Origin of the sequence: Bradyrhizobium ontarionense, from assembly GCF_021088345.1 — a bacterium.
GTDB classification, from domain to species: domain Bacteria; phylum Pseudomonadota; class Alphaproteobacteria; order Rhizobiales; family Xanthobacteraceae; genus Bradyrhizobium; species Bradyrhizobium ontarionense.
The window spans coordinates 4,360,777-4,374,618 of the sequence record NZ_CP088156.1 but is presented as its reverse complement, the minus strand read 5'-3'; the positions used below and the strand labels follow the sequence as shown (position 1 = coordinate 4,374,618).

13 protein-coding genes are annotated in these 13,842 nt (G+C 65.8%); 7 read left to right on the top strand and 6 right to left on the bottom strand.

Translation table 11 applies throughout. The annotated features are described in order from the left end of the window. The first annotated feature begins 15 nt into the window (after positions 1–15). The 3 genes from LQG66_RS19410 to LQG66_RS19400 all read left to right on the top strand — a co-directional run bounded on the left by LQG66_RS19410 (position 16) and on the right by LQG66_RS19400 (position 2,349). Positions 16–1,191: a DUF3734 domain-containing protein gene (locus LQG66_RS19410; protein ID WP_231317296.1), complete on the top strand. Its 1,176-nt coding sequence runs from the start codon at positions 16–18 to the stop codon at positions 1,189–1,191. Between the two features lie 5 nt (positions 1,192–1,196). Further along, the gene (locus LQG66_RS19405) at positions 1,197–1,988 is read left to right on the top strand and encodes a 3-hydroxybutyrate dehydrogenase (protein WP_231317295.1); all 792 of its coding nucleotides are present in this window, start codon (positions 1,197–1,199) and stop codon (positions 1,986–1,988) included. A 109-nt stretch (positions 1,989–2,097) separates the two neighbouring features. Beyond that, positions 2,098–2,349, top strand: a complete 252-nt coding sequence (locus LQG66_RS19400; RefSeq protein ID WP_231317294.1) for a SemiSWEET transporter — start codon at positions 2,098–2,100, stop codon at positions 2,347–2,349. A gap of 22 nt (positions 2,350–2,371) precedes the next feature. Here LQG66_RS19400 and LQG66_RS19395 read toward each other — a convergent pair whose 3' ends face one another. The 3 genes from LQG66_RS19395 to LQG66_RS19385 form a co-directional block, all read right to left on the bottom strand. Next, positions 2,372–3,031 carry a L,D-transpeptidase gene (locus LQG66_RS19395; RefSeq protein ID WP_231317293.1) on the bottom strand — a complete coding sequence of 220 codons (660 nt, stop codon included), beginning with the start codon at positions 3,029–3,031 and terminating at the stop codon, positions 2,372–2,374. Positions 3,032–3,202: 171 nt separating this feature from the next. Beyond that, positions 3,203–4,576, bottom strand: coding sequence for a lipopolysaccharide biosynthesis protein (locus LQG66_RS19390; RefSeq protein ID WP_231317292.1), 1,374 nt, complete (start codon positions 4,574–4,576; stop codon positions 3,203–3,205). A gap of 143 nt (positions 4,577–4,719) precedes the next feature. After that, complete coding sequence (locus LQG66_RS19385) at positions 4,720–5,559, bottom strand: protein-disulfide reductase DsbD domain-containing protein (protein ID WP_231317291.1); 840 nt, start codon at positions 5,557–5,559, stop codon at positions 4,720–4,722. Between the two features lie 136 nt (positions 5,560–5,695). Here LQG66_RS19385 and LQG66_RS19380 point away from each other — a divergent pair, with 136 nt between their 5' ends. Further along, on the top strand, positions 5,696–6,346 hold the full coding sequence (locus LQG66_RS19380) for a YqgE/AlgH family protein (protein ID WP_231317290.1): 651 nt from the start codon (positions 5,696–5,698) through the stop codon (positions 6,344–6,346). 172 nt (positions 6,347–6,518) lie between these two features. Here the strand turns inward: LQG66_RS19380 and LQG66_RS19375 are convergent, their stop codons facing one another. After that, complete coding sequence (locus LQG66_RS19375) at positions 6,519–7,442, bottom strand: TauD/TfdA dioxygenase family protein (RefSeq protein WP_231317289.1); 924 nt, start codon at positions 7,440–7,442, stop codon at positions 6,519–6,521. A gap of 370 nt (positions 7,443–7,812) precedes the next feature. Here LQG66_RS19375 and LQG66_RS19370 point away from each other — a divergent pair, with 370 nt between their 5' ends. From LQG66_RS19370 to LQG66_RS19360, 3 genes are all read left to right on the top strand, one after another. Next, entirely contained in the window at positions 7,813–8,955 is a 1,143-nt protein-coding gene (locus tag LQG66_RS19370) for a PQQ-dependent sugar dehydrogenase (RefSeq protein ID WP_231317288.1), read from the top strand. Positions 8,956–9,068: 113 nt separating this feature from the next. Next, complete coding sequence (locus LQG66_RS19365) at positions 9,069–9,803, top strand: SDR family NAD(P)-dependent oxidoreductase (RefSeq protein ID WP_231317287.1); 735 nt, start codon at positions 9,069–9,071, stop codon at positions 9,801–9,803. A 75-nt stretch (positions 9,804–9,878) separates the two neighbouring features. After that, the gene (locus LQG66_RS19360) at positions 9,879–10,250 is read left to right on the top strand and encodes a CsbD family protein (RefSeq protein ID WP_231317286.1); all 372 of its coding nucleotides are present in this window, start codon (positions 9,879–9,881) and stop codon (positions 10,248–10,250) included. Positions 10,251–10,407: 157 nt separating this feature from the next. Here LQG66_RS19360 and LQG66_RS19355 read toward each other — a convergent pair whose 3' ends face one another. Both LQG66_RS19355 and LQG66_RS19350 read right to left on the bottom strand, forming a co-directional pair. Beyond that, a complete protein-coding gene (locus LQG66_RS19355; RefSeq protein ID WP_231317285.1) occupies positions 10,408–12,165 on the bottom strand; it encodes a DUF459 domain-containing protein in 1,758 nt (585 codons plus the stop codon). A gap of 153 nt (positions 12,166–12,318) precedes the next feature. Further along, positions 12,319–13,704, bottom strand: coding sequence for a lytic murein transglycosylase (locus tag LQG66_RS19350; RefSeq protein WP_231317284.1), 1,386 nt, complete (start codon positions 13,702–13,704; stop codon positions 12,319–12,321). Positions 13,705–13,842: the final 138 nt, after the last annotated feature.

The following is a 13,842-nucleotide window of genomic DNA, read 5'->3' as shown; positions in this document are numbered from 1 at the left end:
CTAATGGCAGCCCCAATGACGCATCACCCGCTTCCCGCACCGCCGACCACCCCCACCCAGTCGCAACGTGTCCTCGTTCTGCAGGGCGGGGGCGCGCTCGGCTCGTACCAGGCCGGCGCCTATCAGGCGCTCTGCCATTTCGATTTCGAGCCGGAATGGGTCGCCGGCATCTCGATCGGCGCCATCAACGCCGCGATCATCGCCGGTAATGAGCGCAGCAAGCGGATCGACCGTCTCAAGGAGTTCTGGGAGATGGTGTCGTCGCCGGTGCCGTGGAAGCCGTTGCTCAACGGCGACCGTCACCGCTCGGCCTTCAACGAGGCCAGCGCCGCGCTGATCGCGGCGTTCGGCGTGCCCGGCTTCTTCACGCCGCGCTTTCCGCCGGCGGCCCTGTGGCCGGCGGGGACCGCGCAGTCCGTCAGCTATTACGATACCGCGCCGCTGAAGCGGACGCTGGAGCGGCTGGTCGACTTCGACCGCATCAACGATCTCAAGACGCGGTTCTCGGTCGGCGCCGTCGGCGTCACCACCGGCAACTTCACTTATTTCGACAATGTCGCGTTCAGGAAGCAGGGCAAGCGCATCGGCCCCGAGCACATCATGGCGTCGGGCGCGCTGCCGCCCGGCTTTCCGCCGGTCGAGATCGACGGCGAGCATTATTGGGACGGCGGCATCGCCTCCAACACGCCGCTCGACTACGTGCTCGACATGGAGACCGACCGCGATCTCCTGATCTTCCAGGTCGACCTGTTCCCGGCTCGTGGCGATCTGCCGAGGACGCTGCTGGAGGCGGCCGAGCGCGAGAAGGACATCCGCTATTCCAGCCGGACGCGGATGAACACCGACAAGAACCGCATGATCCACAACACGCGCAGGGCGCTGCGCGAGCTCTATGCCAAGCTGCCGGCCGAGCTGCGCAATGACCCGTCGCTCGAGATCCTGTGCCAGGCGGCGAAGGAGAGCACCGTCACGGTGGTGCACCTGATCTACCGCAGCAAGGGCTACGAAACGTCCTCGAAGGACTACGACTTCTCCCATGTCGCAATGGTGGAGCATTGGGAGGCGGGCGTCCGCGACGTTCATCTGACGATGCGCCACAAGGACCGGCTGGACCAGCCGCAGTCCGGCGAGACCATGGTCACCTACGATCTCACGCAGGACGGCAACCTCGCTGCCGCCAAGAAGGAGTGACGCGAATGACGACGAATCTCAAGGGCAAGACCGCGGTCGTGACCGGTTCGACCAGCGGCATCGGTCTCGCTTATGCGCGCGCCTTTGCCTCGGCCGGCGCCAACATCGTGCTCAACGGCTTCGGGGCGCCCGCCGATATCGAGAAGGAGCGCACGGCGATCGAGAGCGACTACAAGGTCAAGGCGGTGCATTCGCCGGCCGACATGAGCAAGCCGGCCGAGATCGCTGGCATGATCGCGCTCGGCGAGACGAGCTTCGGCTCGGTCGATATCCTCGTCAACAATGCCGGCATCCAGTTCGTCTCGCCGGTCGAGGATTTTCCGCCGGAGAAGTGGGAGCGGATCATCGCGATCAATCTCTCTTCGGCCTTCTACGGCATCCGCGCCGCGGTGCCGGGCATGAAGAAGCGCGGCTGGGGCCGCATCATCAACACCGCTTCCGCGCACTCGCTGGTCGCCTCGCCGTTCAAGTCGGCCTATGTCTCGGCCAAGCACGGCATCGCCGGCCTTACCAAGACCGTGGCGCTGGAGCTCGCGACCTTCAAGGTCACCTGCAACTGCATCTCGCCGGGCTACGTCTGGACGCCGCTGGTCGAGAAGCAGATCCCGGATACGATGAAGGCGCGCAACATGACCAAAGAGCAGGTCATCAACGACGTGCTGCTCGATGCGCAGCCGACCAAGCAGTTCGTCACGGTCGAGCAGGTCGCCGCGCTGGCGCTGTTCCTGTGCGGCGACGACGCCGCCCAGATCACCGGCACCAATCTGTCGATCGACGGCGGCTGGACCGCGGAATAGCGGTCGCAGCGCCGGACAAAGTGCCAGTTTCGCGCCGGGGCGGGTTTCGCTTCGGCGCGAGCCATTCTACAAGCGTGCTTCCCTTGGACGCATGCGCACGGACTTCCCTTTGCTGACCACGATCATCGGCCTTGGCGCCGCCATCTGCACCACGAGCTCGTTCCTGCCGCAGGTCATCAAGGCCTGGCGGTCACGCTCGACCCACGACATCTCGGCCGGCATGTTCGTGCTGCAGACCACGGGCAACTCGATGTGGCTGCTCTACGGCGCGCTGATCAGCGACCTGCCGCTGGTGGTCGCCAACGCCATCACGCTGGGACTGGTGGCGGCGATCCTCGGCCTCAAGCTGCGCTACGGCTAGGATAGACGGCGCGTCCGGCCGTTCAGCTGCGCCGCGCGAAGACGTTCCCGGTTGATGATGCGACGCTCTGTCCCGGCGGCAGCACGACCACGGTCGATCCCATCTGAACGCGGCCGTAGAGATCGGCGACATCGGTATTGGTCATGCGGATGCAGCCCGACGAGATCGCCTGGCCGATATATTCGGGCTGGTTGGTGCCGTGAATCCGGTACAGCGAATCCTTGTTGCCCTCGTAGAGATAGATCGCGCGGGCGCCGAGCGGATTAGCCGGGCCGCCGGCAACGCGCTTGGGATAGGGACCGAGGCGCGCCTGGATCTCGGGGGTGGGAACCCAGTCCGGCCACTCGGCGAGCTTGCCGACCGTCGCGACGCCGGAGAAGGCCATCGCCTCCTCGCCGACGGCCACGCCGTAGCGGATCGCCTTGCGGTCCGGGAGGACGTAGTAGAGAAAGCGCGCATCGGTATCGACGATGATCGTGCCCGGCTCTTCCTGCCGGGTGTACTCGACGATGTGGCGCTGGAACTGCTGCGGGATCTGCGCCTCCGCGTAGGGCGCGCGCGACAGCAGCTGACGGTCGCGCGGCGTCAGGGCCGCATCCGACGTTGGCGACAGCGTCGCTTCCATGCAGCCGGCCAGCATCAACGTTCCGGCCAGCGATAGTGCGAGCCCCAGTCTCGGCATCTCAATCTCCCCCGCGCGATCAAACCATGTGCCCGGAGGATCGCGCCAATATCAAGGCGTTGCACCAAACGCTTACGTGATCGCTGTGCGATCGGCGAGGGTGTGCGTGCGGTCCCAAGTTCCGTCAAGCGGAGGCCAAGATGACGCAACAGATGCGTCAACAACGTTTCATCAGGATGCCTTGCCGAAGGCGAGAACGTGCAGACCGAGCCGCTGCTTGACGATGTGGAACAGCAGCACGGTCTCGAACACCAGCGACAGCGAGGTGGCGGCCGCGGCGCCATGGCCGCCGAAGCGCGGAACCAGGACGAGGCACAGCATCAGATTCATGACGAAGGCCGCGGCATAGGCGAACGCGCAGGCGCGCTGCTGTCCCAGCATGTTCAGCAGCCGCTCGACGGGGCCGATGGCGGCGCGCACCACGAGCCCGATCGCGGCGATGAACATGATGTCGTAGCCGGCCGTGAACTGCGCGCCGAACAGAAATAGCAGCGGCTTGCCGAGCGCGAGCAGCACCAAGGTCGCCGCGAGCGAGGGCCAGAACGTCCATTTGATGGCATGCGCGACATAGGCCGACAGCCGCGCCTTGTCGCCGAGCGCGTGATATTCGGCGAAACGATGCGCCGTCGTCGCCGACATCGCGTAGTGGATGAACGAGACCAGCGCGAGCGTCTTCACGACCGCGAAATAGATGCCGACCTCTTCCGAAGAGCGGAACTGCTGCAGCACCAGCACGTCGGTGTAGGACAGCAGCAGATAGAAGCTCTCGACCAGCAGGATCGGCAGCGAGATCGCAAGCCAGCCGCGGAGATCATACTGTTTCGGCCCTGGCGCGATGTGCCGGCCGAGCCGCCGGTTCAGCACCAGCATCTGGCCGAGCATCGCGATCCATACGGCGGCCGCGCTCGCGGCCATCGCGGCGGTGGCGCCGAGCTGCAGGCCGAGCACGACCGCGCCCGCGGTGAAGCCGATGATCAGCGTCTGGCGGATGATGAATTGCGGCATCAGCCCGAGCGTCATCCAGTCGTGCGAGCGCGCGATGCCGTCCTGGGTGTTGGCGACCACGAAGGCGGGCAGCGTGAAGCAGCCGATATAGAGCGGAACGATCTCGCTTTCGTCGATCCAGGGCGACAGCAGGGCGATCAGGCCGGCGAGCAGCAGCGCGGCGATGCTGGACGTCGCCAGGGTCAGCCAGCGGCCGCCGGAGAGGAAGCCGCGCAGCAGCGCGTGCTGGCCTGCGGCGCGATAGTCCGGGATGATCTTCTGCGCCGATGAGGCGATGCCGAAGTCGAGCATGCTGCCGAGCAGCAGCACCCAGGTCCAGACATAGACGTAGATGCCGTAATCGGAACCGCCCATCCAGCGCGCGAGCAGGATCTGGCTGAGATAGGCGAGGCCGGCGCTGAGGACGCGGATGAGGAAGATCAGCCCCGCCAGCCGTTGGGTCAGCGACGCTTCGCCGCCGCCCAGCGCACGCAGACGCGCCTTCAGCCGGGCTGCGAGGCCTGTTGATGCGGGGGCGTTGCGGGCATCCATCACGGCCACGGCAGAGGGTCCGGCTCGACGGCCGCGCTCACCGCGGCGATGGTCCCTTGCCTATCAACGCAGCGTTAAGAATCGGTTGGATCGGCGCCGCTCCCGAAAGCGAGGATTCGCCACCCGCGCCGCAGGCAGGTGTGGCGCCGGGATTACGGCAGGTTCAGGTTGAATTCGTAGGCCTTGTCGGGGGTGACCAGCGTGAATTTCAGTGCTGCGCCGTCGGGCTTCACACCCGGCGGAACGCCGTCGAGCTCGAAGGCGAAGCGCTTGATGCCGGGCGTGTCGCTATCGCGCGGCGAAGGGATCGGCAGCGACCAGTCCGCCGTCGGCCCCTCGACATAGAGGTTGACACCGCGCGCATCGGGGACCGCGACGTCGACGATGACGCCCGTCTTGCCGTCCCGCCTGACGTCACGGATCGTGATCGGATTGGGATCGCCGACATTGGTGGGCTTCGGCACGGTGTCGAGTGCGGCCGACAGCGCCGTATCCTCGGTGCTTGCGACGCTGGTGAAGGCGAGCTCGGCCTTGGCTTCGACCGGAATGCAGATCCGCTCGCACACCGCGTAGCTGATGTCGGCGCGCAAAGTCATCGGCTTATCGGCGCTCTTGGCGACGATGCGCAGCGGCAGCACGACCTGATCGTGATAGCCGAGAGAATGGCCGCCGGCGCCGTCGTCGAATTTGGTCGGCGCCGGCCACAGAACGGTCACCGCTTCGACGTTCTCCGACTTGGAAAAGTCGAACCGCGGCGGCACACCTGAATCGCCGGGTGTTCTCCAATAGGTCTTCCATCCCGGCTGCAGCTGAAAGGCGATGCCGCCCAGCATGACCGGCCCGCTGCGCGAGCCCGCGAGCAGACGTATCGCGGAGTGGCTGTCGCGCTGCCACGGCGAGTTGTCCTGCGCCCGCGCGTCGATCGCGAAGCAGGACAACAGCATGAGCGCGGCAGGCAGGGTGGCGGAGTAGCGAGGAACCAGGGCGGACATGAGACGTCTTTAGAGTGCGGTTCAGGCGCAAACCATTGAATTGCTTGTGACCGGATTTCATCGCGAAGGCCTGAACCTTGATTGACAGATGCGCATCCCAATATCAGGATATCAACCAGCATGAGAGTCCTCGCGGATGAATCCTGAAGCAAAACGGCCTGGCGACATTCGCCGCAAAGTGACCGGGATCGGGGATCACACCTCTCACGGCGGTTACCTCGACGGCCAATTGCTGGTGGCGATGCCCGTGATGGGCGATTCCCGGTTCGAGCGCTCGGTGATCTATCTCTGCGCGCACTCGGCCGAAGGCGCCATGGGTATCATGGTGAACCGGCCGGCCGGCAGCATCGATTTTCCCCAGCTCTTGATGCAACTGAATATCATCGACAAGAACGATCAGATCAGCCTTCCTGACAGCGCCGAGACGATGAAGGTCCTGAGCGGCGGCCCGGTCGACACCGGTCGTGGCTTCGTGCTGCATTCGAGCGACTACTTCATCGCCAATGCGACATTGAAAATTAACGACGGCGTCTGCCTGACCACGACGATCGACATCCTCAAGGCGATCGCGAAGGGGGCCGGTCCGAAGCACGCCATCCTCGCGCTCGGCTATGCCGGCTGGCGCGCCGGCCAGCTGGAAGAAGAGATCCAGGACAATGGCTGGCTGCATTGCGACGCCGATCCGGAACTGATCTTCGGCGAGAATGTCGAGGACAAGTACGATCTTGCACTGCGCAAGATCGGCATCGATCCCGGCATGCTCTCCAACGCCGCGGGCCACGCGTAGGCCTTGCACGTGCACGGTCTCATCGGGATGACGGCGAAGATTGAACCAGGCGCCACGATCTCGACGGCGTCATTGCGAGCGTAGCAAAGCAATCCAGTCTGCCGCGTCTGAGAGATCCTGGATTGCTTCGGCGCAAGGGCGCATCGCAATGACGACGTACAGAGAGCCGTCGTCAGCTTCTCAACCGTGACAGCGACTGAAAGCCGTCCCACTCCGCCGCCTGCTGCGCGACGGTCGGCTCGGTGCCGGCGACCGTGGCGCGGCGCATATCGCGCGGCTGCGACTGATCGTAGCGGCGCACGCGGTGCATGGTCTGGCGATTGTCCCACATGATCAGATCGTGCAGCCTCCATTGATGGACGTAGACGAACTGCAGCTGCGTGGCGTGCTCGGTGATGTCGCGTAGCAGCAGGCGTCCTTCAGGCACACTCATGCCGACCACGGCACCGGCATGCGACGACAGATAGAGCGACTTGCGGCCGTGCGTAGGATGCGTGCGCACCAGCCGCTGTCTGACCGGCTTGAACATCTCCTTCTCGTCGTCGCTGTAGTCGAGGAAGCCAAGCGAGCCGCGCGAATACATCAGCGAATGTTCGCAGACGAGATCCTCGATCTCGGCCTTGGTCTCCCCATCGAGCGAATCATAGGCGGCGCGCATGTCGGCAAATTCCGTGTTGCCGCCCTTCGGGTTCACGACCCGTGCCGAGAGGATCGAGTACTTCGCCGGGATCGGCCGGAACGAGCTGTCGGAATGCCACAGGCAGTTGCCGAGGTTGAACAGATGCGTGCGATGGTCACGCGGCAGCGGCCTGCCGTCCTTGCCGAGATTGGAGACGTCGTTGAGACCGGTCGAGAGGCGGTAATCTTCCTTCTTGGTGACCGTGCCGCCGCGCGCCTGCTCGCGTTCGCCGAAACTGAGTGCGAAGTCGAGCTGCTGCGCGTCGGTGATGTCCTGATCGTGAAGCACCAGCACCGCGTAACGATCGATGGCGGCCTGCAGCTGCGCGATCTCATCTGATGCCAGCGGCCGGCGCAGGTCGACGCCCGACACTTCGCCGACGAAATGGGGATGCAACTGCCGAATGGCGATCGCCATGGCGTCCTCCTTGGTGTCCTCGGCGGATCTGTGCGTCCGCTTCTGGCAGAAGAAGCTACGCCGGCGGCATCCGAAGTCAACGCGAGCGCCGATCACCTGCGCGCACGGCTGTCATGCCGGCGCGGCCGAGATCACGCGTTGCGCGCCATCAGCCCGCCGTCGACCGGAATCACCGCGCGGTGATCAGGACGGCCGATCCCTTCACCGGTCGGCTGCGTTGCTTGTGCGCCTGCAGATTTGCGGCTCACGGAAAAATGCGCATCGCAGGCTCGGAGCCGGGCTATCAACAATCGGACCCATTCGACAGGCACCGATCGGGAATGGCCGCATTCATGCTGCATGCGACGGGCATCAACAGACTGGAGTCATCATGGCGCTGCACAAGACATTCGCGACGTTGGCGGTGGTGGCGGCCCTCGTCGCAGCCCCGGTCGCTCATGCTGAGAGCATCAATGCCGGCGGCCGCATGGCAACCGCGGTCCAGCCCTTCGATGCGCAGAGCGTGGCCGAGTTCGATACGCCCTGGGCGATCGCGTTCATGCCCGATGGGCGGATGCTGATCACGGAGAAGCCGGGCCGGATCTTCGTCGTCACCCAGAGTGGACGGAAAGTTCAGGTCGGCAACGTGCCCGCCGTTGCTGCGCGCGGACAGAACGGCCTGCTCGACATCGCGGTGTCTCCGACCTTCGCAACGACGTCGCAGGTCTACCTCACCTATACCGAACCGGGCGCCGAGGGCAGCCGTCTCGTTCTCACCCGTGCCGGCCTTTCTCTGGCGAACGATGGCGCCACGCTGACCGATCCCGTGGTGATCTGGCGCCAGACGCCCGCGGGCGGCGGCGGTCAGCCCGGCGGGATCATCGCGTTCGACCCGGCGGGAACGCACCTGTTCCTGAGCGTCGGCGACCGCATGCTGCCGAACAGCGCCCAGGATCCGCTTCAGGCGCGGGGCAAGGTGCTGAGGCTCAATCTCGACGGCTCGACACCATCAGACAATCCGATGGCCGAGGACAAGGGCGTACCGGCCCAGACATGGACCACGGGCCATCGCAATCCCTATGGTCTGGCGTTCGCAGCGGACGGCCGGCTGTGGCTGCATGAGATGGGACCGCGCGGAGGTGACGAGCTCAACCTGATCGAGCCGGGCCGGAACTATGGCTGGCCGCTGGTCTCGAACGGCGACAATTACGATGGCACGCCGATTCCGCGTCATGCGACGCGGCCCGACCTTGCCGCGCCGCCGCTCTACTGGGATCCGGTGATCGCGCCGGCCGGCCTCGCCTTCTACGATGGCGCGATGTTTCCGCAATGGAAGGGATCGGCACTGATCGGTGGCTTGCGGGCTCACGCGCTGGTTCGCGTGGCATTCCGCGCGGACGGCCAGCCCGATGAAGCCGAGCGCTGGGACATGGGCGAGCGCATCCGCGATGTTGCGGTCGCACCGGACGGCGCGGTCTGGATCATCGAGGACAGCTCGTCCGGCCGCCTGAGGCGGCTGACGCCGGCGAAGTGAAACCTCGGATGTGGCTCACGACGTCGATGCCACATTCTTGAACGCCGTTGACAGTCCCGGCGCTGCCGCTCACTGAGGAGAGCCTACCGACAACAAATGGCGGGGCAGGGGAGATGAACGCGCTCGACTTCTCGGGGCGGCAGGTGCTGGTGATCGGCGGCTCCAGTGGCATCGGCAACGGTATCGCACAGGCGTTTCGGACGCAGGGCGCTCGTGTTGCTGTCTGCGGCACGCGGGCCAGCGCGGCTGATTATGTTGCAGACGACGGTTCCGATCTCGCAGGCCTGGACTATCATCAGCTCGACGTGAGCGACAGCAGCGCGATCGAGGCGTTCGCGCCGCGCTTGGATCGGCTCGATGTGCTCGTGCTGGCGCAGGGCGCGGTGCTCTACCGGCGCGGCGAATTCGCGATGGACGGCTTCCGCAAGGTGTTGGAGGTCAATCTCATCAGCCTGATGGCCTGTGCGACAAAGTTTCACGACATGCTGCGCGAGGCGAACGGCGCGCTGATCATCGTCTCGTCGACGGCAGCCTATCATTCGACGATGGGTAATCCGGCCTACAACGCGTCGAAGACCGGTGCGGTCGGCCTGACCCGGACTTTGGCCGAGGCATGGGCCGAGGACGGCATCCGCGTCAACGGCATCGCGCCTGGTCTTGTCGACACCAAGATGACCAGGGTGACGACGGCGAATCCAAAACGTCTCGCGGGTGCTCTGCAGCGCATTCCGCTGAAGCGGCTGGGTACGCCGCAAGACATGGCTGGCGCGGCCCTGTTCCTCGCCTCGTCGCTGTCGTCCTACATCATCGGCCAGACCATCGTGGTCGATGGCGGGCTGATTTTATAGGCGTTCGGAACCGTCTCCGCCCCAACCGGTTAGTTCGACAGCAATCCCGCTGAGTGCAGGACAAGGAGAGCGGTAATGGATCAGGATCGGCTGACAGGTACGGCCAAGGATGTCGCAGGCAAGGTCGAGGGCGGCGTCGGCGAAATGCTGGGCGACAAGAGCACGCAGGCATCGGGGCGCGCCCGCGAGGCCGCTGGCGTGGTGCAGAACCTCTACGGCCAGGCCAAGGATGCCGCACGCGACGCCGGCGATGCCGCAATGGATTACGCCAAGGACACGTTCGGTAACGGCACTGACACGCTGCGTGACGGCACCCAGGCTCTGACCAAGCGCGTCCAGGACAACCCGATGGGCGCGCTGCTGGTCGCCGGTGGCATCGGCTTCCTGTTGGCGATGATCATGACGCGCCAGCCGAGCCGGCCGCAGCCGCAGCGCTGGCGTTACTGAGTTCGAAGCACCGAGTCGAACGACTGACGACGGAATGAAAAATCGGCCCGCATTCGATCTCGAATGCGGGCCGATTTATTTATTGGCTGCGTTTCGTCCGGGCGACGAACGTTCGCTGCTCGATGTGCTGCGCTTTCCAGACCGACCGCTCCGGAGATCAGCGCGCCGGCGCGTCCAGCACTGCCGCCGCCCGGCCGACGGCTCCAGGCGGCCGCGGCGGCGCGTTTGGATTGCGCGCGGCGGGCGGCTTCGAAGGCTGTGGTTGCTGCTGTTGAGGCGCACCGAGGCCGAAGAACTCGCGGACGCCCTGACCGGCCTGGTTCGGCTGTTGGGCCTGGGCGGGCGGCACCTGGCCAGGCGCCGTCAACCGCTTCGGTCTCTGCTGGGCCGGGAGCTGTGCCGCCGGTGCACTCTCGGCCGGCGACGTGGCCGCCATCGGGGCATCGGGCTTGGTGAGCTCCTTCGGTGGTTCCTTGGCTTGTTCCCGGCCGACTTCGCGGCGCGGCCACATGAAATCGTCGGCGCGGCCGGCCGGCGGGCTCAGCGCCTCGCCCTTGACCAGCGTCCGTGCCGCCAGCGCGTCGACGGCCGCGGGTCGCGAGCCGGGGCCGCCGAGCAGCTGATCGGTGCCGACCGATGAGGCGACGAGCGGCAGAATCGGGCCGGCGACCGGGCGCGGCGCCGGTTGGCCCGGCACGGCATTGGCGTCCGGCGTCGCCGGCTCGCTCGGCAGCTCGAGCGGCGATGAGCGGGCCGCGAGCAGCCGGTTGATCTCGCGTTCGGCGTAATGCGCCAGCTTTCGGGCGCCGGGCTTGGTAAAATAGACGCCGTCATAGGAGCGCAATTGGCGGATCTGGCCCTCGAAGTCCGGGCCCTTCTGCAGGAAGCGGCCCGTTTCGTCGACGAACCCGTCCCAGACATCGACATAGGTGATGCCGGCCTTGCCGGCGGCGTCGCGATACAACGAATCCAGGAACAGCGTGTCGGCCGTGCCCTTCGGACCGCGGACCGCCGGCAGGCCGACCCAGAGCACCGGTACGCCCTTGCTCTTGGCGACCGCGATCATCTCCTCGATCTTCTTGGTGTAGAGCTCGACCCAGCGTTCGTCGCGGAATTCATACAGGCCGTTGGGCGAGCGTGCGGTCTTTTCCGGCGCCGCCACCGCGGGCGTATCGTTGTCGGCCTCGTCCTGCGGCAACTCGCTGTCGACAGGCTTGTCGTCGGCCTTGGCGGCTGCGTCCGGCTTGGCATCGCCGGACTTGGTGTCGCCAGTCTTGGCGTCATTGGGCTTGGCCTCACCAGGCTTGCTCTCACCAGGCTTGGCCTTGGCATCCTTCTTGGTCTTGTCCAACTTCTTGTCGTCGGGCTTGTCGGTCTTCTCCACGACGGGCTCGCGGATCGAGAGGCGGTCATTGAGCCCGAGCATGATCACGATCGCGTCGGCCCGCTCGGCCGCCAGGATGCCCTTGGCGGCGGCGGCCCAGTCGGCCGGCTCGCCCTTCGGCTGGTATTTGATCAGGCCCGAATTCGTCTTGATCTTGCGAGTCACGCCCATGTCGGGCTGCTCGGCATAGGCGTCCTCCAGGCCGTAGGCGAGCCAGTCGGCCATGCCGTCGCCCAGCACCAGCACATAGCGGTCCGGGGCGTTGTCGCGCTTCTCCGGCGGTGGCGCCTTGGAGTAGTCCTGGGTGACCTTCCTCGGCTGCTGCGGCTGGAACGGAGTGAAGAAGTCGTTGCCGAACCAGCCGCCGCCACCACCGCGGGGGACCGGACGGGGCGAGGCGAACGGGTTGAAATTGAAGAACTGGGCCGAGGCAGGGCCGGCAATGCCGACGAGCATGGCGATGACGACCGCCAGCACGACCAGCGGGCCGGGCTCGTTCAACAGCTTGAGGAAAGACTTCAGCTTTGACATGCGCACCCGTCGCGCGGCGAAATCGTGACAGCCCATATAATAGGACCCGAATCAGGCCGCAAACAGGCATTCACCAGATGGTGTTAATGCGGGTCGGTATTCGGCCCAAAAGGTTACCAGTAAAAGGCGACCAGAGAGGCGGAATGCCTGCCGTCAACGGCCGCGCAGCCGCTCCAGCACGTCGGCGGTGGCAAAACCGTCCGCCGGCGCCCCGATCGAGGCCTGGAAGCTCCGCAGCGCCTCCCGGGTCTGGCCGCCGAACTGGCCGTCCGGCGTTCCGCGGTAAAATCCGCGCTGGGCCAGCAGCTGCTGGAGTTCCAGCCGCTCGGCCCGGGACAGGGTGCGTTCCTCGCGCGGCCAGGCCTGGACGAAGGGCGGCGCGCCGCGCAGCCGGTCGGCGAAATGCCCGATCGCGAGCGCATAGGCCTCGGCGGGATTGTATTTCATGATGACGCGGAAATTCTGCAGCATCAGGAAGCCGGGCCCCTGCGCGCCCGCGGGCGCCAGCAGATAGGCCTTCTCGGTCGTGGCCGGGAACGGCTGGCCGTTGGCCCGCTTCAGCCCGAGCTGTTCCCATTGGCCGACGGTCATGCTCTTGGCGCGGTCGGCAAGCATGTAGTTGAAGCCTTGCGGCAGCGCGACCTCGTAGCCCCAGCTCTGACCGCTCTGCCAGCCGTCCTTCTTCAGGTTGTTGGCGGTCGAAGCGATCAGGTCGGCCGGATTGTCGACGACGTCGCGGCGGCCGTCGCCATCGGCGTCGACGGCAAAGCGTTTGAACGCCGTCGGCATGAACTGGGTGGGTCCGAATGCGCCCGCCCAGGAGCCGCGCAACTGCTCCGGCCGCAGGTCGCCGCGGTTCAGGATCTCCAGCGCCGACAGGAACTCATCCTTGAAATAGGCTTGCCGGCGGCCGACGCAGGCGAGCGTCGCGGTCGACTGCAGCACGCTGCGGTCGCCGATCTGGGTCGAGTAGTTGGACTCGATGCCCCAGATCGCGGCGATGATGTAGCGGTCGACGCCGTAGGCCCGCTCGGTCGCATCGAACTGCGCCTTATACTTCGCCAGCACCTCGCGGCCTTTGGCCAGCCGGTTGTCGTTCACGAGGATGTCGAGATAATCCCAGATCGCCTTGGTGAATTCGGGCTGGGCGTCGAGCAGGTCCATGATGCGCAGGTCCGGCGCGAGGCCGGCGGTGAAGCGCTGGAAATTGTCCTGCGTGATGTTGCGGCGTGCGGCATCTGGCCACATCCCGGCGACGCAGCCGTCGAAATTGGCGGCAGCATCGCGGATCGCAGCCGCCGTCATCAGCGGGTGGCCCGAGGCACCGTCTTCGCCGCTCCAGGGCTGCGGCCCTCCCGGAGCCTGCGCTGGCGGGGCCGGCCCGGGGTCTGTCTTGTTCAGGGAGTTCGTGAACAGGCCGTCGAGAAAATTCAACGGCCCGCCGCCCGACTGTGCCGAAGCGGAACCCGACACCACCGCCAGCGTCGCCGCCAGCGCGGCGGCCGTGAGGACTCTGGTGAAATCGGCCCGTTCTGCCATCTGTCGATCCATCCAGCGGGGGAAACTCAGCCTCCAGGAGGCGTGCTGCTGCTTAACAGGAGATTAACAAGGTTAATCAATTCACAGGCTGAAATTTTGACCTTTCGCTCGCGGTCAAACGGAACACCGGACCAACAT

Coding starts and splice junctions, on each gene's coding strand:
- LQG66_RS19375 (WP_231317289.1), bottom strand. CDS start 7,442: ATGGCGATCGCCATTCGGCAGTTGCATCCCCATTTCGTCGGCGAAGTG.
- LQG66_RS19355 (WP_231317285.1), bottom strand. CDS start 12,165: ATGTCAAAGCTGAAGTCTTTCCTCAAGCTGTTGAACGAGCCCGGCCCG.
- LQG66_RS19370 (WP_231317288.1), top strand. CDS start 7,813: ATGGCGCTGCACAAGACATTCGCGACGTTGGCGGTGGTGGCGGCCCTC.
- LQG66_RS19360 (WP_231317286.1), top strand. CDS start 9,879: ATGGATCAGGATCGGCTGACAGGTACGGCCAAGGATGTCGCAGGCAAG.
- LQG66_RS19365 (WP_231317287.1), top strand. CDS start 9,069: ATGAACGCGCTCGACTTCTCGGGGCGGCAGGTGCTGGTGATCGGCGGC.
- LQG66_RS19395 (WP_231317293.1), bottom strand. CDS start 3,031: ATGCCGAGACTGGGGCTCGCACTATCGCTGGCCGGAACGTTGATGCTG.
- LQG66_RS19405 (WP_231317295.1), top strand. CDS start 1,197: ATGACGACGAATCTCAAGGGCAAGACCGCGGTCGTGACCGGTTCGACC.
- LQG66_RS19385 (WP_231317291.1), bottom strand. CDS start 5,559: ATGTCCGCCCTGGTTCCTCGCTACTCCGCCACCCTGCCTGCCGCGCTC.
- LQG66_RS19410 (WP_231317296.1), top strand. CDS start 16: ATGACGCATCACCCGCTTCCCGCACCGCCGACCACCCCCACCCAGTCG.
- LQG66_RS19350 (WP_231317284.1), bottom strand. CDS start 13,704: ATGGCAGAACGGGCCGATTTCACCAGAGTCCTCACGGCCGCCGCGCTG.
- LQG66_RS19380 (WP_231317290.1), top strand. CDS start 5,696: ATGAATCCTGAAGCAAAACGGCCTGGCGACATTCGCCGCAAAGTGACC.